The sequence below is a fragment of the Celeribacter sp. SCSIO 80838 genome, assembly GCF_056498065.1.
Genome location: NZ_JAZKMA010000002.1, coordinates 1 through 26,545, shown reverse-complemented (window position 1 = coordinate 26,545; position 26,545 = coordinate 1). Strand labels below are relative to the sequence as shown.

General features: G+C 60.2%; 21 protein-coding genes and 4 pseudogenes. 11 read left to right on the top strand and 14 right to left on the bottom strand.

Annotated elements, in window-relative coordinates:
* Window positions 1-25 precede the first annotated feature (25 nt).
* From V1475_RS18795 to V1475_RS18765, 7 genes are all read right to left on the bottom strand, one after another.
* A complete protein-coding gene (locus V1475_RS18795) occupies window positions 26-742 on the bottom strand; it encodes an ABC transporter ATP-binding protein (RefSeq protein ID WP_434291141.1) in 717 nt (238 codons plus the stop codon).
* The gene (locus tag V1475_RS18790; protein WP_479414020.1) at window positions 739-2,463 is read right to left on the bottom strand and encodes a branched-chain amino acid ABC transporter ATP-binding protein/permease; all 1,725 of its coding nucleotides are present in this window, start codon (window positions 2,461-2,463) and stop codon (window positions 739-741) included. Before V1475_RS18790 ends, V1475_RS18795 begins: the two co-directional genes overlap by 4 nt.
* Window positions 2,450-3,319, bottom strand: a complete 870-nt coding sequence (locus V1475_RS18785) for a branched-chain amino acid ABC transporter permease (protein WP_479414019.1) — start codon at window positions 3,317-3,319, stop codon at window positions 2,450-2,452. Before V1475_RS18785 ends, V1475_RS18790 begins: the two co-directional genes overlap by 14 nt.
* 66 nt (window positions 3,320-3,385) lie before the next feature.
* Window positions 3,386-4,567, bottom strand: coding sequence for an ABC transporter substrate-binding protein (locus tag V1475_RS18780; RefSeq protein ID WP_434291144.1), 1,182 nt, complete (start codon window positions 4,565-4,567; stop codon window positions 3,386-3,388).
* Between the two features lie 87 nt (window positions 4,568-4,654).
* Complete coding sequence (locus V1475_RS18775) at window positions 4,655-5,119, bottom strand: cupin domain-containing protein (RefSeq protein WP_479414018.1); 465 nt, start codon at window positions 5,117-5,119, stop codon at window positions 4,655-4,657.
* Between the two features lie 10 nt (window positions 5,120-5,129).
* Window positions 5,130-5,918, bottom strand: a complete 789-nt coding sequence (locus V1475_RS18770; RefSeq protein ID WP_479414017.1) for a 3-ketoacyl-ACP reductase — start codon at window positions 5,916-5,918, stop codon at window positions 5,130-5,132.
* 192 nt (window positions 5,919-6,110) lie between these two features.
* Window positions 6,111-7,097: a helix-turn-helix domain-containing protein gene (locus V1475_RS18765; protein WP_479414016.1), complete on the bottom strand. Its 987-nt coding sequence runs from the start codon at window positions 7,095-7,097 to the stop codon at window positions 6,111-6,113.
* 317 nt (window positions 7,098-7,414) lie between these two features.
* On the opposite strand from V1475_RS18765, the gene V1475_RS18760 reads away from it, so the two are divergent.
* On the top strand, window positions 7,415-8,200 hold the full coding sequence (locus tag V1475_RS18760) for a FadR/GntR family transcriptional regulator (RefSeq protein WP_479414015.1): 786 nt from the start codon (window positions 7,415-7,417) through the stop codon (window positions 8,198-8,200).
* Between the two features lie 85 nt (window positions 8,201-8,285).
* Here V1475_RS18760 and nadC read toward each other — a convergent pair whose 3' ends face one another.
* The 4 genes from nadC to V1475_RS18740 form a co-directional block, all read right to left on the bottom strand.
* Window positions 8,286-9,155 carry a carboxylating nicotinate-nucleotide diphosphorylase gene (gene nadC / locus V1475_RS18755; protein ID WP_479414013.1) on the bottom strand — a complete coding sequence of 290 codons (870 nt, stop codon included), beginning with the start codon at window positions 9,153-9,155 and terminating at the stop codon, window positions 8,286-8,288.
* Window positions 9,152-10,726: an L-aspartate oxidase gene (locus V1475_RS18750; protein WP_479414012.1), complete on the bottom strand. Its 1,575-nt coding sequence runs from the start codon at window positions 10,724-10,726 to the stop codon at window positions 9,152-9,154. The genes nadC and V1475_RS18750 overlap by 4 nt, the downstream gene beginning before the upstream one ends.
* Window positions 10,726-11,694, bottom strand: coding sequence for a quinolinate synthase NadA (gene nadA, locus V1475_RS18745; RefSeq protein ID WP_479414011.1), 969 nt, complete (start codon window positions 11,692-11,694; stop codon window positions 10,726-10,728). The genes V1475_RS18750 and nadA overlap by 1 nt, the downstream gene beginning before the upstream one ends.
* 80 nt (window positions 11,695-11,774) lie before the next feature.
* On the bottom strand, window positions 11,775-12,659 hold the full coding sequence (locus V1475_RS18740; protein WP_434291156.1) for an NUDIX hydrolase: 885 nt from the start codon (window positions 12,657-12,659) through the stop codon (window positions 11,775-11,777).
* 850 nt (window positions 12,660-13,509) lie between these two features.
* Between V1475_RS18740 and repA the strand changes: the two genes are divergently transcribed.
* The 3 genes from repA to repC all read left to right on the top strand — a co-directional run bounded on the left by repA (window position 13,510) and on the right by repC (window position 17,140).
* A complete protein-coding gene (gene repA, locus V1475_RS18735) occupies window positions 13,510-14,700 on the top strand; it encodes a plasmid partitioning protein RepA (RefSeq protein WP_479414010.1) in 1,191 nt (396 codons plus the stop codon).
* A complete protein-coding gene (repB, locus tag V1475_RS18730) occupies window positions 14,697-15,710 on the top strand; it encodes a plasmid partitioning protein RepB (protein WP_479414009.1) in 1,014 nt (337 codons plus the stop codon). The genes repA and repB overlap by 4 nt, the downstream gene beginning before the upstream one ends.
* A 182-nt stretch (window positions 15,711-15,892) precedes the next feature.
* The gene (gene repC, locus V1475_RS18725) at window positions 15,893-17,140 is read left to right on the top strand and encodes a plasmid replication protein RepC (protein WP_479414008.1); all 1,248 of its coding nucleotides are present in this window, start codon (window positions 15,893-15,895) and stop codon (window positions 17,138-17,140) included.
* Between the two features lie 881 nt (window positions 17,141-18,021).
* Here repC and V1475_RS18720 read toward each other — a convergent pair.
* A pseudogene (locus tag V1475_RS18720) lies at window positions 18,022-18,660 on the bottom strand (site-specific integrase); the annotation flags it as partial.
* A 73-nt stretch (window positions 18,661-18,733) separates the two neighbouring features.
* On the opposite strand from V1475_RS18720, the pseudogene scpB reads away from it, so the two are divergent.
* Together scpB and V1475_RS18710 are read left to right on the top strand one after the other, a co-directional pair.
* Window positions 18,734-19,291, top strand: a pseudogene (scpB, locus tag V1475_RS18715) (SMC-Scp complex subunit ScpB).
* A gap of 230 nt (window positions 19,292-19,521) precedes the next feature.
* Complete coding sequence (locus V1475_RS18710) at window positions 19,522-20,808, top strand: Fic family protein (protein ID WP_479414007.1); 1,287 nt, start codon at window positions 19,522-19,524, stop codon at window positions 20,806-20,808.
* A 125-nt stretch (window positions 20,809-20,933) separates the two neighbouring features.
* On the opposite strand, the gene V1475_RS18705 is transcribed toward V1475_RS18710, so the two are convergent.
* Window positions 20,934-21,185: a hypothetical protein gene (locus tag V1475_RS18705; RefSeq protein WP_479414006.1), complete on the bottom strand. Its 252-nt coding sequence runs from the start codon at window positions 21,183-21,185 to the stop codon at window positions 20,934-20,936.
* A 151-nt stretch (window positions 21,186-21,336) separates the two neighbouring features.
* On the opposite strand from V1475_RS18705, the pseudogene V1475_RS18700 reads away from it, so the two are divergent.
* The 4 genes and pseudogenes from V1475_RS18700 to V1475_RS18685 form a co-directional block, all read left to right on the top strand.
* Window positions 21,337-21,704, top strand: a pseudogene (locus tag V1475_RS18700) (transposase); the annotation flags it as partial.
* Between the two features lie 351 nt (window positions 21,705-22,055).
* Window positions 22,056-23,036 carry a TRAP transporter substrate-binding protein gene (locus V1475_RS18695; RefSeq protein WP_479414005.1) on the top strand — a complete coding sequence of 327 codons (981 nt, stop codon included), beginning with the start codon at window positions 22,056-22,058 and terminating at the stop codon, window positions 23,034-23,036.
* A 31-nt stretch (window positions 23,037-23,067) separates the two neighbouring features.
* The gene (locus V1475_RS18690) at window positions 23,068-23,580 is read left to right on the top strand and encodes a TRAP transporter small permease (protein WP_479414004.1); all 513 of its coding nucleotides are present in this window, start codon (window positions 23,068-23,070) and stop codon (window positions 23,578-23,580) included.
* Complete coding sequence (locus V1475_RS18685) at window positions 23,577-24,824, top strand: TRAP transporter large permease (protein ID WP_479414003.1); 1,248 nt, start codon at window positions 23,577-23,579, stop codon at window positions 24,822-24,824. The genes V1475_RS18690 and V1475_RS18685 overlap by 4 nt, the downstream gene beginning before the upstream one ends.
* A 365-nt stretch (window positions 24,825-25,189) precedes the next feature.
* Here the strand turns inward: V1475_RS18685 and V1475_RS18680 are convergent.
* Window positions 25,190-25,294: pseudogene (locus tag V1475_RS18680) on the bottom strand (integrase); the annotation flags it as partial.
* A 228-nt stretch (window positions 25,295-25,522) separates the two neighbouring features.
* Here V1475_RS18680 and V1475_RS18675 point away from each other — a divergent pair.
* Window positions 25,523-26,422 (top strand): helix-turn-helix domain-containing protein, encoded by a 900-nt coding sequence (locus V1475_RS18675; RefSeq protein ID WP_479414002.1) that lies wholly within the window; start codon window positions 25,523-25,525, stop codon window positions 26,420-26,422.
* The last annotated feature ends 123 nt before the right edge of the window (window positions 26,423-26,545 follow it).

Below are 26,545 nucleotides of genomic sequence, written 5' to 3'. Positions count from 1 at the left end.
AGGGTGGTAAATCGGGGGACCCGGCTCAGGCGGCGGTTTCCGCCTCGCCCAGATCGCCGAGATAGAGATGGTGCAGCTTTTCAGGGTCCTGCATCAAAGTGGCACAATCGCCCTCGTAGACGATGGACCCGCGCCGCATCACATAGGCCCGGTCGCCGATTTCGAGCGCGAGATTGGCGAATTGTTCGACCAACACCACCGCAAGCCCCTGATCGGCGAGACGGCGCACGCCTTTCATCAATCGGCTGACCACAACGGGCGCGAGACCCGCCGACATCTCATCAATCAGGATCACCCGCGGGCGGCCCACCAAAGCGCGCCCGATCACGACCATCTGCTGCTCGCCGCCCGAGAGCATCATGGAGGCCACATCGCGGCGCGCCAGCAACTCCGGGAACAGTTCATAAACCTCATCGAGGCTCGAATCCTCATGCATCCCGACCTTGAGGTTCTCCTCTGTGGTCATGGTCCCGAAAATCGTCCGCCCCTGTTCGACATGGGCAATGCCCGACAGCGCGCGCTGGCCGGGTTTCAGTTTGCCGACGTCATTTCCCGCCACAAGGATCGTGCCGGAGGCCACCGGGCAGACGCCGGAGATGCCTTCAAGCAGCGTGGTTTTGCCCGCGCCATTGGCGCCCAGAAGCACGCTGATCTCGCCCGCGCGTGCGATGAGATTGAGGTCGCGCACCACCGGGATACCGATACGGTTGATCACCAGGCCCTTGGTTTCCAAGACGTTCATTCCGCCGCCTCCTGTTCGAAATCAATGCCCATATAGGCTTTCTTGACGACCGGCATATCGAGCACTTGCGCGGTCGGCCCCTGTGCCAGAACCGTGCCGAAATCGAGCACCGTCACCTGCGAGCACGCCGTGCGTACCAGATCCATGTCATGCTCGATGAGCAACACGGACGAGCCGAAGCGCGCCGGGATTTCCGCGATGCGTTTGCCCAGCATGACGGCCTCCGCATAGGACTGACCGGCGGCGGGTTCGTCGAGCAAGATCACCGGCGGACGGGCCGCCACCACGCCCGCGACATCGAGCAAACGCCGCGCGCCCGAATCGATGGCGCTGATCGGGGTCTGGGGTGTCGGGCAATCGAGCCAGGCCAGAACCGCGTCGATCTGCGTATCGCTGAGCCCACCGCCCGAAGCGAGATTGACATAGTCCCCGACCGAAAGATCGGGCGAAATCCGCGTGGTCTGCCAGGTCCGGCGCAGGCCCGCATGGGCCCGGTCGCAGGGCGTCAGCCCTTCCATCGGCTTGCCTTGGAACAAGACGCTGCCCTCGTAGCGGAAAAGATAGCCGGTGAGCGCATCGACAAAGGTCGATTTCCCTGCACCGTTCGGGCCGATGAGGCCCACGACCGTCGCTTTCGGTACCGAGAGCGACGCGCCATTGAGCGCCACCACATTGCCATAGCGCACGGTCAGTTCGCGGGCTTCCAACACGGTTTCGACCTCGGCGGCTTCACGCGCGGCTGGCAGGGATTCGACACCGGCGCGCGGGGCTTTGGAAGTACGTTTGGGCATGATCTTGCCCCAGAGCCGCATGAAGGTTTCGCTGATCGTCTCGCCGGTGGAAAGCGCCTGCACAGCGCCGAGACCGAAAAACACGCTGCCCAGGTCCTGCGGCAGGTTCAGACGGCGCAGAAGCTCCGGGAAAAGCGCCACAAGCACGCCGCCCAAAATGGCGCCCAAGGGAAACTGCGCACCGACCATGATCGCCACGGCAAAGAGCACAAGCGATTGCATCATCGAGAAGTTTTCCGCCAGAAGCGTGCCCATATAGCCCGCCAGAAGCCCGCCGGAAATGCCCGCGATAAACGAACTGATAGCGAAGGCGCTGAGCTTTGCCCAAGGCACGGAAACGCCCAGAGAGGCCGCCGCACGCTCGGAATGGCTCACGGCCAGCCAGGACGCGCCCAGCTTTGAGCGCGACACGAATTCGAGCGCCACGGCGACGATGCCGTAGATCGCCAGCACGAGGATGAAATAGCCCTGATCGCTGTCAAACCCCATCGGGCGTTCGACCATTTTGAACGAGGTTTGCCCCGGATAGGTGATGGTGCCGAGCACCACGCCGAAGGCCACGGCAAAGCCCAAGGTCACGATGGCAAGGTTGATGCCCCGAAGGCGCAGCGCAGGCAGACCAATGGCCAGACCGAAGGGCAGCGCCGCAAAGCCGCCGATCAGGAGCCAGACGAAAAACCCGCCGGGAAAGCCGATGAGATTGAGATAGCCGACGGTCCATGCGCCGACACCCGCAAAGCTCATCTGACAGAGCGAGATCATCCCCGCGCGCCCGACGACAAGCCCGAGGCTTTGCAAAGACATGCCGATGATGAACACGGCGGTCAGGAGGAAAATCCAGTAAGACGGCAACAGCAACAGGCACAAAGCGCCCGCCGCGACCACCAGTGCCGCCACTTTGGAGGCGGCCATGTAACTATCGCGCTTCATCCCAACGGGCTCCTCTTTGCGACCACATGAGAACGGTGAGAATGACAAGGAACGGCACGGCGGCGCGGTATTGGTTGAGGCCGACGAACCCGCTCGCCAGACCTTCGATCACGCCGATGGCGATGCCGCCCACGAGGGCCGCGCGGAAACTGTTGAACGATCCGACGAGGGTGGCGGCAAAGGCCGGCACGACCAAAAGGCTCAGAGAGCCGAAATCCGGCGAGCGCAGGGGCGCGATGAGCATGAGCGCAATCGTCGTGACCGCGCCGCTCAAAGCCCAGACGCCTAGCGCCAGACGCCGCACCGGCACGCCCAGAAGCTCCGCGGCCATCGGGCGTTCGGAGAGCGCGCGCAGCTGAAGCCCGGTGCGGGTGCGACCCAGAAATTGCTCGACCGCGATGGTCAGGGCAACGGCGAGACCGATGGCCACGAAAGACGCATTGGTGACGGTCACGCCCGCAATCTTGAACCCGGCGCCGCCGATCAGATCGGGGAAGGCGCGCGGATGCTGGCCGCCGGTGAAACGCAGGCCGAGAGCGATGAGACAGACCAGAAGCGCTGCGGTCACAGCCGCTTTCACCGAGGGTGTGGAACCGGAAAACCAGATGGTTGTGACAAAACCGACCACGACGGAGGCAAGTGTGCCTGCGACGAGCCCGGTCAGAACGGCGGGCACCAACGGGTAGCCGTATTCCACCAGCATGACCATGACGAAGGCACCCACGGCGCCCAGAGCTGTTGCGGTGAAATTCACCACGGCGACGAGCCGATAGGTGAAGACCACGCAGACCCCGAGAATCGCATAGGCCCCACCGGCGGACAGCCCGGCAATGGCGGATGTGAGGAGGGATTCCATGACGTTATCCTTGCACTGCAAAGCGGGACGGCAGGCCTGATTTCCGCCGTCCCTTGGGAGATGATGTTAGTCGACGGTAGGAAGTTCGATCCACTCGGGCGTCACGACCTCCCAGACCCCGTCGTTAAGTTTGACAACCTTGGTGGAGCGCATCGGGCTGTCGGTGGAACCCTCGCCAAAGCGGTAGGCCCCGGCTGCGATCGGATAGGAGGCGGGCTCCATCTCGCGCAGCGCCTTGGTCACCGCTTCGCGTGTGACTTCGCCGTCGATCCCCTTGATCACATCCGTGATGATCTTACCGGCGAGAAAGCCGCCCTGAGAAAAGGCGCTTGGCGTGATGCCAGCCGGTTCGATGAGGTCGTACCATTCCTGATTGGCGTCGTTTTTCAGCGTGTAGGGTTCCCATTCCGTACCGACATAAATCGGCTGCGGCGAATCCTTCAGGGCTGCGGCAACACCCTCGGTATAGCCCGAGGCGAGGAAGACCCAGTCGATGCCGGAAATGCCCTGCGCATCGGCGGTGTTGATCCACTGAACGATGCCCGGCTCGACCTGATTGGTGAAGACCGCGTCACAGCCCTCATCGCGCGCCCGGATCAGGTAAGGCGTCAGATCGCCTTGCACCGGCAGCGTCATGTCGAGGATGTGCAGCGAATTGCCGGTGATCAGCTCCCATTCCTTGAGCGCGGTTTCCATGGCCTCTTTCCAGCCGCCGATCACATAGTTGAAGGCACAGACCTTTTCCGCGCCAAGCTCTTCGCTCGCGAAGTAGAGCATCGCGGTCGAGAGCACGTAGGGACCGGGGCTCACGGAGGCCACGGAAGGAGAGGTGAAACATACCGGATCGACACCGAGACCTGCGATATCCATCACATTGGACCGCTGGTACAGCTGGGCGTTCACGCCGCAATCCAACAGGCTGGCGTTGCCTGCCATGGCGACGACTTTCTTGTTGTCGATCAGGTTGCGCGCGGCCTGTGTCGCCACCAGAGGATCGCCCCGGTCGTCGGCGATCTCGAACGCGACCTCACAGCCGTCGATCCCGCCTGCCGCGTTGAGCGCGTCGAAATAAGCGGCGGTGGTTTTCGGACTGGCTGAAAAATCCACGGGACCTGTGACGGTCGCGACGGCGCCGATCTGGATCGGGCCTTTCTCACAGCTCGGCCCTGCCAAAGCCGCGCCGGTCATCAGCAGAAGGCCCACGCCGGCGAGTGTCCCGATCTGCGTCGTTTTATATGGTGTTGTCATTGTCTTTCTCTCTCTCCCTTAGTGATCACGGCTTATGCGTGGCCGTGGTGTTTTCTGGCGTCTCAGGACAGGCCGGACACCGAAATCTCAGTTTTCTGCGTCTGTGGCGGGCAGGCGTTGGAAGCCGATGAACACAAGCTCCTCGTCGCCATTCACCCAGTGATGCATCGTGCCCGGGTGAAACACGATCCAATCCCCCGGCGCGAAGGCGAAGGACGAGGCCGTGCTGCCGTCCGGTGCGTCATTGCCCATGGTCCCGTGCCCCGCGACGATATAGGCGACATAGGGATCGGGGCCGTCGTGGCTGACGATTTTGCCGCCCGGTGCCACGCGCCCCTCGAACAGCAAATGTCCCTCCATGCCCTGCCACATGAGGCCGTAACTGAACCCCTCGTTGGCCTGACCTGCGATTGCCGGAATCTCCGTCAACGCCGGGGCTTCGGTTGTGGTGTAGTGCGGGACCCCGGACGCATCGTCCTCGACCACGAAAATTTCTGCGCTGGCCATCCAAGGCATCAAAAGCGCGGCGCTTATTGTCAGACTGCGACGCATCATCCTCTCCTCACGCAGTCCGAATGCCATAGCCGCCATCGACATAGATCGGATGCGCGACCGAGAACGGCAGGTCGCCCGCAGCCAGCAGGGCCACCGTGCGCCCGACATCTTCCTCCTCGCCCCAGCGGTTCATCGGCACATGCCCCGCGGCGATATGGGCCTCTATGGCCTCGGTCGGAGAGCCCTCGCCCGCCGTGGTCATATCGGTGCGGATAAAGCCGGGGCGGACCTCCTGCACCTGAATGCCATGGCCCGCGAGCGTCAGGGCAAAGAGACCCGCCACCATCGAGAGGCCGGATTTCGAGATGCAATAGTCCGGGATCGCGACCGACACATGATTGGCGGCGATCGAGGTGATGAAGATCATCGAGCGCGCAAAACCCAGAGGCTCCGCCGCCACCATCAGCCGGGCCATGGCCTGCGCCAGAAACAGGTTGCCGCGCAGGTTGATGTTCATCGTATGCTCATAGGCCTCGCGGGTGAGCGTCAGCACATCGCTCAGGGCCAAAGGCGCAACGCCGGCGTTGTTGACCAGACAGTCGATGCCTCCGAACGCATCCCATGCCGCCTGCGCCAGAGCGGTATGGCCGTCGAGATCGGCGATATTGCCTTGCAGGAACCGAACCCGCGCCCCCTCGGCCTCCAGCGCCGCCACCGTCTCGTGCGCAACCTCATCGTCATGCAGGTCGATCAGCACAAGATCGAAGCCGCGTGCGGCCAAAGCCATGGCGCATCCGCGCCCCAATCCGCGCCGTCCTCCCGTGACGACCGCCACAGGCTTGTCTCTCTCGACCATTGTCATGTCCTCCCTCTCTTTGATCTGAGCTTACGCAGAGGGGAAAACGCGCTTTGACATTGCAGGCACTAAAACTTTGCAGGATCGGCGCAGCTTTATGCGTGCTGTGTTTGCACAGTGCGCTTTTGTGCGGAGAACAAAAAAGGGGGCCTCGCGGCCCCCTTTTTAACACGATTTAAAACCCGGGTGCGCTCAGTTGACCTGAAGCGACGCCCCGCTGGTCCGGGCGATCAGATCGCGCGGCGAGAGGCCGAAATGGGCTTTGAAGGCGCGATTGAAACTCGAAACATTGGTGAAGCCCATGGAATAGGCGATCTCACAGATCAACTGCTGGCCGCCGCCCTTGCGCTCCAACTCCATGCGGCACATTTCAAGGCGTCGCTTGCGCACCCAACGCATCGGCGAGGTGCCTTCGGCTGCGAAAATTTCCGACAGGTAGCGGGCGCTGATGCCGATGCCCTGCGCGATTTGCATGGGACTCAAATCCTCGTCATGCAGGTGTTCGTCGATGAAATCCTGCGCGCGTTTGAGGATTTTACGCCGCCCGGACGAGGTGGTCTGCTGACCCGCGCTGAGATTGGCATTGATCACCTCGCCCAGAAAACTCAAAAGCGATTGCGAAAAGATGCGCGCGCCACGGTCCTTGAGATGATGGTTATTCGCCACCGCGCCATACATCATCTGTTTTGCCACACAACCCAGTCCGCTTTGAATGTCGAGCGGTTTGCCCAGAACATCGTCCACGGAAATCGCATGCGCCCGCAGCAGTTTGCCGGGCACCCGAAGCCAGATCGCATCGAGCTCGTCCGACATGGCGATCTCATATTCCTCGCGGGTGTTCAGAAGCGTCAGATGATGGCTTTTGACGATACAGTCATGCCCGTTGCCGTTGCGGTTGAGATGCCGGATCTCGACCCCGCCCTGAAGCGGCATGCAGGCGAAATACTGGCCGTCCTCACCGTCTGTCATGTGGCGTTCGAGACGGCGCGACTTGCTGTTGCTGGCGCGATGTTTCGAGCGGATCAGCGACAGGTCGCCCATGGACGATACGATGAATTTGGCGCGCGCGTCCTTGGGCCATGACACGTCGACACGGGTAAAGATCGACCCGACAATTTCGGGGTCGAAAGCCCTCATGTTGACGACGGACGTCCCCGGCATAGCGATATGTGCGTTCATTGCCTCCTCCCTGGCGATGGTGCGTTCGCCCCTGTGCCCCGGCATGCGTCCTCCACACATGACCCCGGAACCGGCGAACAAGTGCCCCACTTTACGTAAGGTCTTCGGTCTGCATAGCCTGTTTTCTCAAATCCCCGATTCCGGGGTCGGAAAACCGACGGTGCTTGACCTTGTGTAACTTATGTAGGATTGTCGGACAATAGGAAAATACGACAGAGGCAAACCGCTTCCGCTTCCTCAAAGCGGCTCGCACGAACGGTGCCGCTCATGTTATGAAAGCCGCGCCTCGTTTTGCGCCCGATAGAAAGAGACCGATTTTGACCGAGACGCCGCGTTCTTCCGCATCGACCCTGTCGACCCTGAAACTGGAACCCGGCTACAAACGTGTGGCGGGCGCGATCGAGGCCCAGATCGTCAGCGGTCAACTCAAGGCCGGTGAGCTCTTGCCGACGGAAACCGATCTGGCCGACATCCTCGGGGTGCATCGCTCCACCGTGCGCGAAGGCATCCGGTCTCTCGAAAACGCAGGCCTTGTACAGCGCGGGGCGGGCAAACGCCTTCAGGTCGCGGTGCCCGATATGTCGGAGGTCGGCTCAGTCGTAACCCGTGCGCTGGGGTTGAAACAGGTGAGCTTTTTCGAGCTTTGGGAAATGCAGATGGTTCTGGAGCCCTTCGCGGCGCGCCTTGCCGCCGAGCGGATGCCGAAAGATCTCGAACGCGCCCTGCATGACAATGTCGCCAATCTGCGCGACAACCTTGACGATGACGACTACGTCATTCGCAATGACACGGAGTTTCACCACCTGATCGCGGAAGGTGCGCAAAATGCTGCGCTGTCCATGTCGGTCGCTCCGATCGGCGCGCTGCTGTTTTCCGCGACGGTCAATCTCTATTCGAATGTTCCCCAAGCCCGTCACCGGCTTTTGGCGGCGCATGAGGCCATTCTGCGGGCGCTTGTGGACCGGAATGCCAAAGAGGCAGAGACCTGGATGGCACGTCATATCCGGGACTTTCATCGTGGCTATGAGCTGTTCGGAGTCGATCTGCACGATCCGATCACGCTTGATCCCCGCGCCATGGATTTCGTCAATCCGCGAGATTAAAGCGTTTTGCCGCGGCCCTCGGTCTCAAGGACAGGCGCTGCGTCATGCGACGAAGAGGCACGGATCTCTCAAGGGGCGCTTGAGATCAGACCCCCGGCACGAAATCCAATCCGATATCGAGCACCGGTGCGCTGTGGGTGATCCAGCCCAGAGAAATCAGATCGACGCCCGTCGCCGCGACAGAGGCCGCTGTCTCTGGCGTGATCCCGCCCGAGGCTTCTGTGATCATACGACCGTCGACCATCGCCACAGCCTGACGCAACACCTCCGGCGTCATATTGTCGAGCAAAACCGCATCCGCCCCGATCTCAAGAACCTCGGCAAGCTGGTCGAGCGTGTCCACCTCGATCTCGATCTTCACCAGATGCCCCACCGTGGCCCGCACGCCCTCCAGTGCCGGGCGAATGCCGCCCGCGAGCGCGATATGGTTGTCCTTGATCAGCACCGCATCGGCCAGCGAATAGCGGTGGTTCATGCCACCCCCCGCCCGCACGGCGTATTTCTCAAGCGCGCGAAGCCCCGGCGTGGTCTTGCGGGTACAGGCAATCGCTGCCCCGCTCCCCGCCACTGCACGCACCAGTTCGGCCGTGACGGTCGCAACCCCCGACAGATGCCCCATGAAATTGAGCGCGGTGCGTTCGGCGGTCAAAAGGCTCCGCGAGGGGCCTTCGAAGGTGGCGATCTGCGTGCCGGGCGTGACCAAAGCGCCGTCTTCGACCAGCCGTGTGACTGTGATCTTGGGATCGACGAGATGACAGGCGATCTCGGCACAATCGAGCCCGGCGATCACACCGTCATGGCGCGACACAGCCGTGACGACGGAGCGATGTCCCGCCGGAATTGCGCCCACGGAAGTGATGTCGCCCGCCAGCCCGAGGTCTTCCTCAAGCGCCCGGCGCACCACGGGTTCGATCATCAGATGCGGCAGCGGGGCCAGACGAGAAACTTGGGTCACGTTACGATCTCCGGTTGCTTGGGCGCGGGGGCGAGGTGCCCCCCGCTCAGGGTGAAAATCTCATCGAGGGTCATACGGCGGCGGATGGGTTGGGGGTCCGTCCCGGGAAAATCGCTGCGGGCATGGCCGCCCCGGGATTCTTCGCGAAGCGCGGCGAAACAGACGATGCCAAGGGCTACGATGGCCGCATCCGCCTCCGGTCCGTCGCCCATTGCCAGCGGGCGCAGAGCGCACAAAGCCGCCTCGATCCCTGCCCCGTCCCGGATCATCCCGAGATGCTTTGACACGATGGCGCGCACCTCTTTGGTCTCTTGCGGCGGCAGGATTTGCGGCGCGGTCTGCGGGACAGTCTGCATCATGAGTTGACCATTGGCCACGATGTCCCGCGCCGCGCTCCGTCCCATCACCACCGCCTCCAAAAGCGAATTGCTGGCCAACCGGTTCGCCCCATGGAGCCCGGTACAGCCACATTCGCCCACGGCCCAAAGCCCCGGTACAGAACTGCGCCCGGAAAGGTCCGTCGCGATCCCGCCCATGTAGTAATGCGCCGCCGGACGCACCGGGATCGGATCGCACACCGGATTGATCCCCGCCTCAAGGCAAAACCGATGGATGATCGGAAATTTCGCGGCAAACTCCGCACCGATCGTTCGCGTTGCATCGAGGTAAACGCGCTCTCCTTGGCTGATCTGTGCCTGAATCGCACGGGCCACCACATCGCGCGGGGCCAGTTCCGCACCCGGTACGTCGGCCATGAAGCGTACACCTGCTCCGTTGATCAACCACGCCCCCGCGCCCCGCACTGCCTCGCTCACAAGCGCCAGCGGCGTGCGCGGCACATCGAGCGCGGTGGGATGAAACTGCACGAATTCCAAATCGGTGAGCACAGCCCCCGCCCGCGCCGCCATCATCACCCCCTGCCCGACATTGCCGCGCGGATTTGTGGTGGCGTCATAAAGTCCGCCGAGGCCGCCGGTGGCCAGCACGACGTTTGCGGTCGGCAAGATCGCCGCCTCGTCCCCGGTCTGAATCCAAAGCCCGGTGACAGCTCCGTTCGCCACACACACTCGCCGCGCCTCGATCTCTGTCAGGCAGGTGATCGATGGCGTGTTCAGCACAGCGGCGACCAGCGCTTCGGTGATCGCAGCCCCCGAACCGTCGCCGCCCGCATGCAGGATGCGGTGCCGCCCATGCGCGGCCTCAAGCCCGAGCGCATAGGCCCCGGTCTCATCGCGGTCAAAACGAACACCATAGTGTTCGAGCGTCTCAATCGCCACCCGCGCCTGAGACAGAATCCCCCGCGCAGCCTCCGGGTCGCAAAGCCCGGCCCCTGCACGCAGCGTATCGGCGACATGCTGTTCCGGGGCGTCCTCCGGGCCGACGCTCGCGGCAATCCCGCCTTGGGCCCAGAGGCTCGAACTTTCCCGGCCAAGCGCCGCCTTGGTCACAAGCACCACAGGGCGCGGCGCCAGTTCCAGCGCGGTCATCAGCCCGGCAATGCCGCTGCCGACCACCGCGATCTGACCCGCCAGCGGCGCGATGCGGGTCTCAAGAGGGCGCGGAGCGTCCATCAGACCGCCAGCATCCGCTCAACCGCGCGGCGTGCGTCATCCGCCACCGCCGGATCGATTGTGACCTCGTGCTGACCGGTCTCAAGCGCCGCGCGAATGTTGGAAAGGCTGATTTTTTTCATATGCGGGCAAAGGTTGCAGGGCCGGACGAACTCCACATCCGGGTGATGCACCGCCACGTTGTCGCTCATCGAACATTCGGTCAAAAGCAGCACGCGCGCAGGTTTCTTGTTGCCCACGAAATCGGACATCACCGCCGTGGAACCGGAGAAATCGGCCTCCGCCACCACCTCCGGCGGGCATTCCGGGTGGGCCAGAACGGTGACGCCGGGATAGGCCTCGCGCATACTGCGGATGTCTTGCGGGGTGAACAGCTCATGCACTTCGCAATGGCCTTTCCACGCGATCAGTTCCACATCCGTCTCGCGCGCAACGTTCTGCGCCAGATATTCGTCGGGCAGCATCAGCACCCGCTCGACGCCCAGGGATTCCACCACCTGTTTCGCGTTGCCGGAGGTGCAGCAAATGTCGGACGCCGCTTTCACCGCCGCCGAGGTGTTCACATAGGTCACAACCGGCACGCCGGGGTGCGCCGCCCGCAAAAGCGCGATGTCCTCGGGCGTGATCGAGTCCGCCAGCGAGCACCCTGCCCCCATGTCGGGGATCAGCACCGTTTTTTCCGGGTTCAGCAATTTGGCAGTTTCCGCCATGAAATGCACCCCCGCAAGAACGATGATATCGGCCTCGACATCCACCGCCTTGCGCGCCAGAGCCAGACTGTCGCCGACAATATCCGCCACGCCGTGAAAGATTTCCGGTGTCTGGTAGTTATGCGCGAGGATCACCGCGTTTTTCTCGCGTTTCAGTCTGAGAATGGCCTCGATATCGTCCTCGAACAGCATCCAGTCGGGATGCGGGATGATCTTGGACACGCGGTCGTAAAGCTCGGGCAGGCGCATGGTTGTCATAGAATCCTCCTTGTACTCTATTTGAGTACATCTTGGGTATGACTTATTCTCGCTGTGAGTTTATGTCAAGTCCATGACAGTCAGTGTCGCGAATAAGGAAGGCGCGCCCCCGAAAGCGCGCTCGCTTCCAGAATGGCGGAACGGTAACGGAACAGCTTGGCCGGACGCCCTCCCGTCTCACCGGACATCTCTCCGGTTTCCTCGATCAGGTTCTGCTGATCGATCTGACGGCGGAAGTTCGATTTGTGAAGCCGGACCCCCGTCAAAGCTTCGGTCATCCGCTGAAGATCCAGCAAGGTGAAGCTGTCGGGCATCAGTTCGAAGACCACCGGGTAATATTTGATCTTGGCCCGAAGCCGCGTGATGCCGGTGGCCAGAATGCGACGATGGTCCCCTGCCATCTGTCGGCCAAAGCCCGGTTCTTTCTCAAGCTGCGCTTCGTAAATCATTTCGTAGCGTTGCAAGACAAGGTCTTCATTCCAGATCGACCCGTTCAAACCAAAAAGAAACTCTACTCTTTGACGACGCGTTTCATCCCCATCCGCCCAGATCAGAAGCTGGTCGGTGATCTTTTCCAGAACAATGGGCCGACCGTCGCGGTGATCTTCCCACGGGAAATACTCATACCAACTGCGCCATTCCGGCTGCGCCGATCCCAGGGCTACCTGTTCGCGCACCAGCCCGAGATACCCGATGGAAATATGCCGCGGCTGACGATGCGGGTCCGACGCCTCCCCTGCCCGGTCGCGATCGGCAAAGGTGTAAAGCTGTTCGAGATAGCCCACCGGATGTCCGGTCTGGCTTTCGATCCAGGCGCGCAAGCCGCTTTGCAGGCTGCGGTGTCCGGTCTCAAAAGGCCCCGACGGCAACGCCGCCCCAACCCCGAGCGTCATGACGCGCGGCTCATTGTCCGTCACGGCGACGAGAACGGCGATCAGTTCGGCATGGGCGAGATTCTCGGGCAAGGGCAGGGTCCTGTGTGTCTCTGTCGATCAAACGGTTGAAAACCTGTCGGCATAAAAGAAGCCGCACACCCGTTTACCCCGGCTTTCCCGGTTTCGATAGATTACACAATGACAAAACAGACCTTTTGGTCGATTTTCAGGGCGGGATCACAGCTTTCCGCTCAGATCTCGATACAGGGTCTGGCAGAAACGCTTTCGCGCGCGATTGTCTCGGGGCGATGTGCATTCCCAAACGGCGGAGCATGGCCTGTCCCGGATGGAAACGAATGCATCCCTCCGCTTCTCTAGTTTATAATACATTCTAAAATGCATTTCATTTACGATCATATGTCAAAAAAGGATATATTTAGAGACGTTCGGGAATTTGCCGAGTATTTTCCTCTGCTCAATCAGAAGCCTGTTTCGCCTAGCCTTGTTCGGCGTCTGACATCGGGCTTACTCTGGCCACCGTCTCGACCTTTTGGGCGACTATCCGATCAGCATATCTGTCGCGTGGCCTGTCGCGGCAGATCGGTGTCGGTGCAGGCAGGGCGCGCGCGATGTCCGACAGGCCCGATGTGTTCAACCCTCAGCGCATTGCGATGCCGGTGCGCGTTGCGTTTTGTGTGACTCGCGTCGTGCGGATACGCTGGTCGAGCACGTTAAGCTATAGGCGTCGGCCACGTCTCTCCTACCAAATATAGAAAATACTTGATCGAATCCGACTCTTTCGGCAATAGTCACGGAAAAGAAGCGATAAACGCCAAATTCCGTGATCACGATTTCCGAATTTGTGCACGGGATTTAGGGGCAAGACATTTCATCAAGGGTGGCCAATAGCCGTCTCGATGGGCAGACAAAGGCGAATGACATGGCGGACGGTACGTCCAATCATCAAGACCTCAATGAGGTCATCCGTCAACACTCCGAAGCGCTGGCCGCGCAGTTGCATTCGCAGCGCGAAAGCCTGTTCCCGCCGGACGCGTCGAAACAGATGCGCAAGTTCATGTCGGGCGAGGCCGCAGCCCTTCTAGGCGTCAATGACTCCTACCTGCGCAAGCTCCATCTCGATGGCAAAGGCCCCTCCCCCGAACAGACCCCCGGCAATCGCCGCCTCTATTCAGCACATGATATTCAGGCGCTTCGGGAGCTTTTGGAAAAAACAGCACGCAAACCGGGCGATTACCTGCCCGGTCGCCGTGAGGGCGATCACCTGCAAATCATCGGCGTGATGAACTTCAAGGGCGGTTCCGGTAAAACCACGACCTCCGCCCATCTCGCGCAGCGTCTCGCCCTTTTGGGCTACCGCGTTCTGGCCATCGATCTCGATCCGCAGGCGTCCTTGACCGCGCTGCATGGTGTTCAGCCGGAATTCGACCTCGACGATGGCGGTACGCTCTATGACGCGATCCGTTATGACGACCCCGTGCCGATCCGTTCCATCATTCGCCCGACCTATATCCCCAATCTCGACCTGATCCCGGGCAACCTCGAACTGATGGAATTCGAACACGAAACCCCGCGCGCCCTGTCTCAGGGCAACGCCGGACTGTTCTTCTTCCGCGTCCGGGAGGCCCTCGCTCAGGTCGATGAAGACTACGATGTCGTGGTGATCGACTGCCCGCCGCAGCTGGGCTTTCTCACCATGTCGGCGCTTTCGGCCTCCACCGGCGTCCTCGTCACCATTCACCCCGAGATGCTCGACGTGATGTCGATGTCCCAGTTCCTGCGCATGACCGCCGATCTGATGGATGTGATTGCCGAAAGCGGTGCCGATATGTCTCACGACTGGATGCGCTATGTGCTCACGCGCTACGAGCCCTCGGACGCGCCGCAAAACCGGATCGTTGCCTTCCTGCGCACGATGTACGGCGACACGGTGCTCAATGCGCCGATGCTCAAATCCACCGCAATCTCCGATGCCGGCCTGACCAAGCAGACGCTCTACGAGGTCGAACGCTCGGCCTTCACGCGCTCGACCTATGATCGCGCGATCGAAAGTCTCAATGCCGTGAACGACGAAATCGCCGATCTGATTCAGAAAACCTGGGGGCGCTCATGACCACCAGTAAGAAAAAGCGCATGTCCATGCTCGACAGCCTTGCCTCTGCCGGAGCCCCCTCCCCCACCACCGCGACCTCGATGATGACGAACAATCGCGCTCTGCGCTCCGCGCGTGATGCGGTCGATAGTCACCGCGTCTGGGATCTCGATCCCGCAGAGGTGCTGGATGATCGTTTGTCCGACCGTCTCGATCCGGAGGATGTCGCCGATCTGCGCGATGCGATTGAGGCCAATGGCCAGACCGTGCCCATTCTGGTGCGCCGTCACCCGAGCGAGCCGGACAGATACCTGCTCGTTTATGGCCGCCGTCGTCTTGAGGCGATCCGCACCTCCGAGAAGGTCGAAAAAGTGCGCGCCTTGGTCGCCAATCTCGACGATGACGCCGCCGTGCGTGCGCAAATCTCCGAGAACATGGCGCGACGTGACCTCTCCTACATCGAAAAATCTCTTTTTGCCCAAGAGCTTATCGAAAACGGCTTTGGCACGCAGGCACAGGTTGCCGAGGTGCTGACGGTCACGAAATCCTCGATCTCCATGGCGTTGACCATTGTCGAGATGGTGGGATCTGATTTGATCCGCGCGATTGGCCCGGCCCATGGCATCGGCCGTCCACGGTGGGATGCTTTGGGACGTGCCATCGAAGAGGCCGGGCTGGATCGCGAGGCGCTGATCCGGGCGGCGGAGGATGTCTATACCGGGGCGCAGGTCGATCTGGTTATCGAGGGGCAGGTGTCTGATCCGACCGATCTCTCGGTCGCGGCGTTTGAGGCGGTGGCAAAGCTGGTGGAGAAGGCCAGCAAGAAACGTCCCCCCGCGCCGCCCTCCCGCGCTTCGAAGCAACAGAAGATTCTGACCTTTGACGGTGCCCGAGGGGGCTCGGTGAAACGCTCCGCAAAGGGGCTTGCGATCACGCTGGAGGACGGCGCCTTTGCCGATTGGATGATGGCCGAGGCCCAGGGTTTGATTTCCGAACTTCACACGCGTTGGAAAGAACGCGGCGAAGACTGAAGACTAACGAGCAGAAAACAACAAAACAGGAGGCACGAGCCGACAAAAGAAAAGGCCCCGTAAAGACATCGCCCTACGAGACCCTAACTTGTTTCTAGCACCTTCAAGGTAGTGTCGCGCGCATCAATTCGCAAGTCCAAAGTGATTCGCGAAGCGGGAATTCTTTGTCTTCGTGAACAGAAATGACCTACACACCCGTCTCGCCGTTTCGGCGAACCATTGATGCTGTCATCTTGAAGCATCAGGCGCGCTCCAACGCGGAGCTGCCCCCCAGTGGCGTCAACAAATGGGAAGCCCTGCGCGAACTGTCCGCCGCACGGGAAGCCTTTGGGCTGACCGATCGTGACATGACCGTGCTTCAGGCCCTTGTGAGCTTTCATCAGGCGACGATTTTGGGTGGCAATGACAGCAATCTGGTCGTGCACCCGTCGAACAACTCGATCTGTGAGCGTCTGAACGGCATGCCAGCCTCGACGATGCGCCGTCATCTCGGCCGTCTGGTCCATGCGGGCGTCGTGATCCGTCGTGATAGCCCGAATGGTAAACGCTACGCGCGCCGCTTCGGCGAGGAAAAGATCATCTACGGTTTCGATCTGACCCCGCTTGCACAGCGTTTCGAGGAGTTCTGTGAAGCCGCCGAGCAGATCAGGGCCGAGCAGGAGGCCTTTCAGCGTCTCAGAGAGGCTGTGAGCCTCATGCGCCGCGACCTGGCGTCTCTGAGTGTCTATGGCGAAGAGCTGCGCCCTGACCTGTCAATCTGGACCCAGTTTGCGGATCTCGCGGCCCTGACGGCACGCAGTCTTCGTCGCAAGTTGCAGATGGCTGATTTGGAGCGGCTTGAAGGCGATTTGCGGCGCGCGCTCGATCGGGCACGTAACATTCTCGAGCCGGTTGTTTCAGAGAATATGAGCACCAATGAGTCTCATAATGAGCAGCACTATCAGAATTCAACTAAAGACTCTTATGACTCTGAACTTCGCCAAGAATTGGCAAAAGGCGGCGAGGCGGTCTCCCCTGCCCTTTCCGATCATTTGACGGATGGTGAGGAGGAATTCGGGACTGAAGCCGAGGCAGATCTGGCTCCGCCCGAACCTGACATCCCGATGCCCAACTTGCCGCTCGGTTTGGTCTTGCGCGGATGTCACGAAATTCTGACCTATGCGACCGGTCCTGTTCGGCACTGGCATGAGTTTGTCCGAACCGCAGAAATCGTTCGCCCGATGATGGGTATCTCGCCTTCTGCCTGGGACGAAGCCAAGCGTCATATGGGCGCTGTCGAGGCCTCCGTCGTGCTGGCGGCAATGTTGGAACGTATCAGCGACATTCGATCTCCGGGCGGCTATCTTCGCAGCTTGAGTGCCAAGGCGGCTTCGGGTGAGTTCTCCTCCGGTCCGATGGTGATGGCTCTCATGCGCAAACAGGCGGCATAATGTTCGATGGCCTGTCCGATGGAAGGACGAGTTCACAGATGTGAACGTGTTTTCCAGACGTCATATCTCGGACTGGATTAGAGTCTAAATAGGTTTTGGGTTTAGACACTGTTGGGCCGGATTTGTGTCTGTTTATAGCGATCCGCCAAGAATGTGAATCGTTGGATTTCCCCTTAAGGCTGATCTGTGATTCCTTTTGTAGGGGGAAGATCTCATCATGGGAGACCTTTTGGGAAACGCACTACGGATGCGGCTTAAGAAACTGATGGAGAAAGGGGGAACCGTGTGAAGCCCGCGCCGCACCATGAGCGCTCTGGAATGCTGCTTCGGCACTAGACTGAACCGAGCAGGAAGTGGCGTCGCGATGCAATATCTCCATAGGTGGGGCGAAAGTGACAATGGCCATTGCGATGCCGTTGAGTGAGGGCATCCACTTCATTGATTTAAAGGCGGAACACTCTAGAAAGTAGGAGGCAGTGTTCAAGCCCCCTGCCCTAACGCCTGCTCCGGTCTTCTGGTTCACAGCTGTGAACTTTGGTTGAGTATTTATGCAGCCGGAGGCGAGGTGATTGCCGTTTAGCATGTCAGAATGGGCAAATTTTTGAAGGTACCACGCGTGCCGACGAGGTTAAGTTCACAGCTGTGAACAATCACCTGCTGTTCAGAAAACGGGAACGCGGCATGCAAGGGGTTCACGTGTACCGCGGGTCGCAGCGGCTTGTGAAATGCCAGTCCGCAGTCGGAAACCGTTTGACAATTTCCGCCAGCAATCTGCCTGTCTGTCGGGGCCGTAAAGTGATCGTGGCAACGCCCAATACAGATTTCGGACAGATGAAAAAGCAAAAACCGGAGGCTGCCTTTTCATGTTCCGCCTGGGCTCTTCATAGGTCCGCGGTTTTGGTCAAGTTGACCCTGAGCCTGTCCTTTCGACGCTGATACCGTCGCGCAGGGAGTGACCGGAAAACAGTGCCAAACGCTCTTTCTCGGGCAGACCGGATCGGAGCCCAGCATCGAGTGCGGTGTGCTTGATGAAACGGGCCACATGGTTGTCGTTCAGCCGGTTCTCCGGTGCACGCTTTCCGTCGCGCGAGGTCTGCACGAAGATCGGCCTGAGGTCGATCTTGGAAAAGTGTAGCCACTGTTCGAGTGCATGGACGGGGCAGGTCGGTTGCTTGCAGCCTCGGGCAATCTCGATCTCTCGCTACCTGGTTTTGGCGTTCCGTGTCAGGAGACCGCCGTCACCAGCTTTGCCTTTCACGGATTCGATCCAGCCCGTGCAGGCCATAGGGCAGGGGGGCGACCATCGCGCGGATGTCTTCGGACCAAATTGCCTCCTTCTGCGCCTGTGACCGAGCGTGTTTGCGTTTGATCACGGACAGCACGGGGGGCGAGGGGACGGTTTTTTCGATCAAGGATGAAACCCCGTTGCGAACAGTTTCAGGACAGACCCGTGAGGCGCGCTCGATCGTCAAGACCGAGAGGGTAGGGGAAAGGCTCGACCCGAAGGCTAGATCGGGGAGATCACGGTACTTCCGGGAGTAACGCCGTCTGTTGGGGCGGCTGGAGCGGGCAGGGGAGTTACGCCCGGGCGATCTGCTCGGACCGGCGGGTGAATCCTCCCTGCCGCCCGAGCTGTGCTGGCGGGAATGGATACGCCGGATCGAGGCCGTCCTCTTTGCCTCTGCCTGCCCAGTGCCGCGCGAAGATCTGGCGCGGGTCGTGGGGCAGGGGGCCTCAGTCGTCTTGTTGGTCGAGGACCGAGCCGCCGATCTGGAGGGACGGGCCTTTGAGATAGCTCAGGTCGCTGGCGGCTGGATATTCCAGACGCGGACCACCGATGCATCCGCGATCCGCGCCGCGGCGGGTGTCGGGGACCAGTTGCTGGAATTGAGTGAATGCGTCGTCGTGGTGCTTGGCGACTATCGCCTACCACCAGCCGATCTCTCGCGACCTGATCGGGACTGGGCCACGGTCGCCACGGCGAGGGGCACCCTATACCTTCGTCACCTCCGAACAGTTTCTTGTCGCGTTCGGGTTGGAGAGCCTTCGCGATCTTCCCGACGGGAGCCGTTGGAGGATGCTGGGGGGGGGGGGAAGCGCCACAAGTCGATTTCGGGTAACGAGTTGCCGGTCTCCGATGCCGATGCCTGACGCAAACTCGGTCGTTTTGAGTATCGTTTCATTTGCAGCGCAACGATTCAGGAGGGAGTCCTGAAATGCTCAATATTTCAATGTGATAATCGTTTCGTGCTTTTGATGAAGGCGGCTTTTGCCTCCTGACGCCTGAATCGTTGCAAAATCCGTGAAACGAAAACTTGCGCCGAAGAAAAATTCTGGTGTATCAATGTTCTAATCGTTTCACACTTGCGGGATATCGTTTCATGGCCTTGTCGGATCAAGACATTCTAGACTTTGTGGGCGAGAATCCGGGTACTGGACGCAATGCCATTCGGAAGGGCGTTGCAAGGGATGTGAGCGAAACCACTGTATGGCGGCTCTTGAAGCGCATGGTGGAAGACGGTCGCCTCGAGGTATCTGGCAAGGGCAGGGCCACGGGATACAGGATCGCCGGGGGCGCGGTCGTTCGGGCGCATTTGTCGACGCCGTACAACAGGCGGGCTCCCGTGTTCTATCGACCGGAGTTTCTCGATGCATACGTTCCGGGAAAGACTTGGTATCTGTCTGCAGCTCACCGGGAAAGATTGTTGGAGGCTGGCCGTCCGCAGGGAGGCGCAATTCCGGCCGGAACATACGCGCGTCGGATCCTTGAACAGCTTCTGGTCGATCTCAGCTGGGCGTCGTCCAGGATGGAGGGGAACACCTACGATATTTTGCAGACCGAGCGATTGATCAGGTTTGGCGAGGAAGCTGCGGGAAAGGATCGGAAAGAAGCCCTGATGATCCTGAACCATAAGGAGGCCATCCAGTATGCGGTCGACAATCTCGATGAGATCGGGCTCAAACGTCCTGATCTGTTCGCGATTCATGCGCTGCTCTCGGATGGCCTTCTGGCGGACCCTGCGATGGCGGGCCGATTGCGAGCGATGCCGGTCGGCATTTCGCACTCGAGCTATCGACCGCTCGACGATGCGGTCATGATCGCAGAGGAGTTCGACATCCTGCTGCACAAGGCTGCGCAGATCACCGATCCGTTCGAGCAGTCCTTTTTCCTCCTCGTGCACATCCCGTACCTTCAGGCCTTTGCCGACGTGAACAAGCGAACCTCGCGCGTGGCCTCGAACATCCCGCTTCTGAAGTCGGACCTTGCGCCGCTGTCGTTCACGACGATGGACGACAGCGACTATATCGACGGGCTCATCGGGATCTATGAATTGAACAACGTCGCGCTGCTGCGTGAGGTCTACATGGACGCCTACCTGGCATCCGCGGAAAAGTACCGAATTCTTCGCGCTGAGGTGGAGAGCCCGGAAAAGGCAGCCCTTGCCTATCGGGAATTCGTTCGCGCCGCGGTTCGGCGTTGCGTTCTCGAATTCAAGGAGTTCCGAAACGATGCGGTTGATGAGATGGCTTTGGCTGCTGGCGTGCCCGATGCCGATCGAGCGGATGTTATCGCTTACGTCCGTGAGCAGATCGCAGGGCTCCATGAGGGCAACGTCATCCGCTATCGGCTGAAACCAGATGACCTGAACGGAGTAAACCTGCGTTAGATCGTCGTCGCTCTCGTGATCCAAAACCATCCGCACAGCGCGGGGGAAATCCATTGGCGAAATGTTTTCCGGGTGAGGTCGGTCACGCCGTGCAATGTCATAGACCGACCTTAAGTATATGGTAGTTATGCATTTTCCCGACGCTTGCGGACGTGCACCACGACGACCATAACGATGAACATCAGGAAAATCATTGCGTTGACCAATGTCGAGAGGCTGAACAATTCCGGTTTCAACCCATAGCGCAACGATCCCCAAGAGAGCGTTGGCAAGACCGGAATGGCACCGAGGTTGTAAAACGAGATGTCGAGATTGTTGAAGGCCAACAGAAAGCTGGTGAGAAAGGCCCCCATGAGCGCGGGCCAGATGGCGGGCAAGGTGATCTCCCAAAACACCCGAAGCGGGGGGGGGCGCCAAAGACTTTTGCAGCTTCTTCCAGCGCCTGTGTGACGTCAGCGCCAATGGGACAGTTTAGGGCGATTTGATAAGAGAGGATTTCTGGCTCATCGTAACCACGAAGGAGTGAAGATGAGACAGAAATCCGGGACCAAACAGAGCCATGACGAGAAGGTTGTCAAAGACATCCGGCGCGCAACCCGCAAACAGTATTCAGCGGAAGAGAAGATCAGGATCGTGTTGGATGGCCTGAAAGGTGAGGACAGGATTGCTGAGCTGTGTCGCCGGGAAGGTATCGCTCAGAGCCTGTATTACAGATGGTCGAAGGAATTCCTCGAGGCGGGCAAGAAGCGTCTCGCCGGCGACACGGCACGAGAGGCGAATTCGACCGAGGTCAAAACCCTGCGTTGTGAATCCCGCGAACTCAAAGAAGTTGTCGCCGAGCAGGCGCTGGAGCTTCGCCTGCTCAAAAAGAGCATGCTCGGGGATGGGGACGACGGACACGGCAAAAAAGAATGATGCAGACCACAAGACCGGATTTCACCAGCGTCTCTCTCAGCGACTGGGCCACTCCTCTGCCTGAAACTCCCGTGGCAGAGATTTGTTTGAAAAGGCACAGGGGATGTGAAGCGCTCCGGCAAACGTGATGTTGGCTTGCATCTTGACGCTTTTTTCCGCCATATGCGCAATAAATCTGCAATCCGGCGCCGTTTTCCGCAGCTAAATGCTTTTCAGCAGGTCTTCACGAGGGTCTTCGAACTGCATCATGTGACGCCAGACGGGTGCGTCGGAGTGGGTCTTGCAACGGGCGCTGGCGGGCGCTCTTCTTTTACTTGTCTGGGAGGACATCTATGACATCCTTTATCAAAGCGGCAGCATTCGCTGCGGCAACTCTTACTGCGCTTCCGGCCATGGCGGATATTGATCCCGTGACCCTGCGTCTGGCGCATGTGGTCAACGAACAGGACGCCTATCACACCGCCGCCGTGAAGTTTCAGGAACTGGTCTCCGAGCGCTCCGATGGCGCGATCACCGTCGAGATTTTCCCGAACGCCACGCTGGGCGACGAGCGCACTTTGCTCGAAGGCATGCAAATCGGCACGGTTGACATGGGCGTGATCACCAACGGTCCTGTCGCGAACTTCCTCGAAGATATCGCCGTTTTCGAACTGCCGTTCCTCTTCCCCTCTCCCGAAGCGGCCTACAGCGTCCTTGATGGGGAAATCGGCCAGGAGCTTTTGGGTCGCCTCGAAGAGGTCAACCTCAAAGGTCTCGCCTATGCCGAGCGCGGGTTCCGCAACCTGACCAATTCGAAGCGCCCGGTGAACACGCCTGCCGATCTCGACGGGCTGCGCATCCGCGTGATGGAAAACCCGGTCTATATCGACAGCTTCCGTGAACTGGGGGCCGACGCGATTCCGATGGCCTGGACCGAAGCCCTGACCGGCATGCAGCAAGGCACCATCGACGGCCAGGAAAACCCGGTCGGTGTGGTCTATTCCTTCAAGCTGAACGAAACCCAGACCAACATGACCATGACGCGCCACACCTACGCGCCCGCGATCTTTGTGATGGGCATGCCGAAATGGACCCAGCTTTCCGAGGAGGCACAGGGCATCATTTCCCAGGCAGCGCAAGACGCCGCCGAATACGAACGCGCCCTTAATGCTGAGCTTGAAGGCGAACAACTTGCGGCGCTCAAAGAGGCAGGCATGAATGTGGTCGAAAATGCGGACCTCTCCGCCTTCTCCGCCGCTGTGCAGCCGGTCTATGACAAATACGGCGAGAAGTTCGGCGACTATCTGCCGCGCATCCAAGAGGCGCTGAAGTAAGATGCTCAAAGGGCTGGCGTGGCTGGACAGAATGGTGGGGACACTCCTCAAACCCGTGATTTTCGCGGGGATGGCAGGTCTGACAGCGGTGATCACGCTTCAGATCGTGTCGCGGGTGTTCTTCACCTCGGTGAGCTGGACGGAAGAGGTCGCAAGATTTCTTCTGATTTGGATCACTTTTCTGGGGGCTGCGCTGGCCTATCAGCAAGGGCGGCATATCGCAGTTACGCTGCTGCGTGACACCCTGCCGCCCGCGTTGCGCCGGATCGTCTCCGGCGCGGCGGTTCTGGTCGCGATCGTGTTCCTTCTGACGCTGGCCAAAATCGGTTGGCAATATATGAACATGCAAAGCTTTCAAAAATCGCCCTCATTGCGGCTCAGCATGACCTATGTCTATGCCGTCATGCCCTTTGCAGCGCTCCTCATGGCCGGGCTGTCGGTGATCGACCTGATCCGGCTTTTGGCCGGAGAGCCGATGCGAGAGGTCCATAGTGAAATCGACAGTGATGTCGATCAGAATACGGCTCAGGAGGAAGCACAATGAGCCTCGTGCTTGCCGGCCTTTTCGTTCTTTTCCTGCTTCTGGGCATTCCGGTCGCCATCGTGATCGGCGCGGCGACCATGAGCGCACTCAACCTGTCGGGCGTGCCTTTGATGGTCGTGCCGCAACAGATGTTCTCCGGCATCAATTCTTTCGCGCTTGTTGCTGTACCGATGTTCATTCTGGCGGGCGATGTCATGGCGCAGGGCGAAATTTCCAAACGCCTCGTGGCCTTCGCCGACAGTATGTTCGGTTTCATCAAGGGCGGGCTCTCTATCGTGTCCGTTCTGGCGGGCATGTTCTTTGCCGCAATCTCGGGTTCCGGTGCGGCGACAACCGCCGCCGTGGGCGCCAGCCTTGTGCCGGAGCTGAAACGCAAAGGATACGATCCGGCGTCGGCCGCCTCGCTCATTGCCGCGTCGGGCACCATCGGCGTGGTGATCCCACCTTCCGTGCCGATGATCATCTATGCTGTGATCGCACAGGAATCCGTGCGCGAGCTGTTTCTGAACGGCTTTATCCCCGGCATTGCCATGGGGGTGGGGCTGATCTTCATTGCGCTCATTCAAGGCCACCGCCGTGCCTATCCGCGTGGGACCGCGTTCAACCTGAAAACCATTGGCCGCACCTTTGTTTCGGCCAGCTGGGGGCTGATGGCGCCGCTGATCATTCTCGGTGGGATATTTTCGGGCATTTTCACCCCGTCCGAAGCCGCCGTCATCGCGGTGGACTACGCCATCCTCGTGTCACTTTTCATCTACCGCGACCTGACCCTGAAACAGCTTTATCGCATCATCATCCGTGCAGGCGTCACCACCTCCGTCATCATGTTCGTGATTGCGGCCTCCTCGATCCTGAGCTGGACGCTCTCAAGCTGGCAGGTGCCGAACCAGATCGCCACTGCGGCACTGTCCTTGTCCTCCAATACCTATGTGCTGCTGCTTCTGGTGATGGCGGTGATCCTCGTGGCGGGCGTCTTTCTTGAAACCGCCTCTGCCCTGATCATCCTGACCCCGATGCTCCTGCCTCTCGCGGCGCAGCTCGGTCTGGGCACCGTGCATTTCGGCATCATCATCGTGGTCGGGCTGGCCATCGGCATGGTCACGCCGCCGGTTGCGATCAACCTCTTTGTCGCCTCCACAACAGCGCGCCTGCCGATCGAACGTATCGCGCGCGCGGTTCTGCCCTATCTCGGGATGCTGTTGTTTGTGTATCTCATGATCGCCTTCGTGCCGATCCTGATCTGAAGCCTGCTCTGCCTCCTGTCCCGCACAGAGACGCCTCACTTGGGCCTCTGTTGAGATCGGAGGGTGTCATGGGGCAGGCATTGGCAAAACTGAGGCTAGGCGCGGAACATTCCGTCGCCGCAAGCGTACACGCCCACCGATCAGAGCACCGGCAACCTGCTTAATGCCTTTGCGCGCACGGGGGCTTTCGCTTGGGACGTTGGCGGGCACGGTCGCGTTTCGCCATTACGAGGGCGAGTTGGGCGCGGATGCTCAGGTGCAGACCGCGACATGGACATTGCGAGTTTCGAGCGGCTCTCCTTGCCATCGGCGACCGGGTCGAGACGTTACTCGAAGAGGTGTTCAAATCCCTGAAATTCGCGCCCGTCCTCCGTGTCGCCCCTATGCACATCCAGGCTGACGATTTCGGAACGGCGCAGATCGCCCGCGTAACCCGAAAGTAAGATCGCCCGATCCCGTAGCCTGCGCCATGTGTAACGTGACAAGACCGGGAGCACCATCAGTGTCCGATCTGCCAGTGACCGGAGAAGGGAGGTGAGCAAGGCCCGCGTTTGCCGCCACGTCATGGCGGCGCAGCTTTGTCGGTCTTTCCGGCGGCTGAGATTTGTCGTAGACTTTCCTCAGGCATGGCGGCGCCAGAGCGCTCGGTCAAGATACCCACCCAAAAGCAAACAGTATAACCAGCAGAGGGCAGAGGCGTGGGCTTTCTTCATTCGATGATCTGCGAGACGGAGGGCATTCAGGCCATCGCGCCGGTGCAATGGCGTTCTTTCGATGAAATGTGCGCGGTCTATTGGCATGCGCGTGCCACGAAGGGGGCAAGCGGGTATTACATTTCGCCTGATCCGCGCATCATGTTGTTTTTCGATGATGTTTCGGATCGTGTTCGAATGGCCGAAGACTCGGATGCCGTCACGACCCGGGGGCGTCCGATGTTGCAGGCGCAATATGTCCCGCCGGGCCGCCCGATGTGGACGCGGTTTTCCGACAATCACAAGTTTTCCCACCTCGATCTGCATTTCAACCGCCGTTGGCTTGAGGCGCGGCTTGGGCCGGTGCTGGGAGAGGCCGGAGCGAAAACCGCGATTCGTCGGCCGGTGGAACGGCAGGACGTGGCGCCTCTGATCGTAATCGGTCACACTTTGGCGCATGAACTGGCTGCGCCGAGCCGTCATCCGCTGTTTGCCGAAAGCCTTGCCATGAGCTTGATCAGCGGGCTTTTAGACCTGTCGGAAGAGGCGGATCTGATCGAATTGGCGTCTGGTGGTCTGACGCCCATGCAAATGCGGCGGTTCAGAGCGCTGGTGGCCGAAAGCGGTGGCGGACGGCTCAGCACGGCCTCTCTGGCCGAGGCGGTGGGCCTGTCGGAAAGCTGGTTTACGCAGGCATTCAAGAAAACAACGGGCAAGACGCCGCTGCAATGGCAGCAGGAACAGAGGATTGCGTTGGTGAAAGAGCTGTTGCTGCGCGCCGATCTGAGCATTGCCGCTGTGGCAGATCGGTTCGGCTTTTCCGATCAGGCGCATCTGACACGTGTGTTCCGCCAATATGAGGGGACGACGCCCGCAGCATGGCGGCGCGAGCAACGGTTGAGTTGACCAAAAGAAATATGAAAAGGCCCCTCCAATGGAGAGACCTTTCGGCTGATAGGCCTGTGCGACAAGGCGGTGCGGCCGTTACCAGCTTTTGCGCAGGGTCAGGCTGATGTCACGACCGGGATT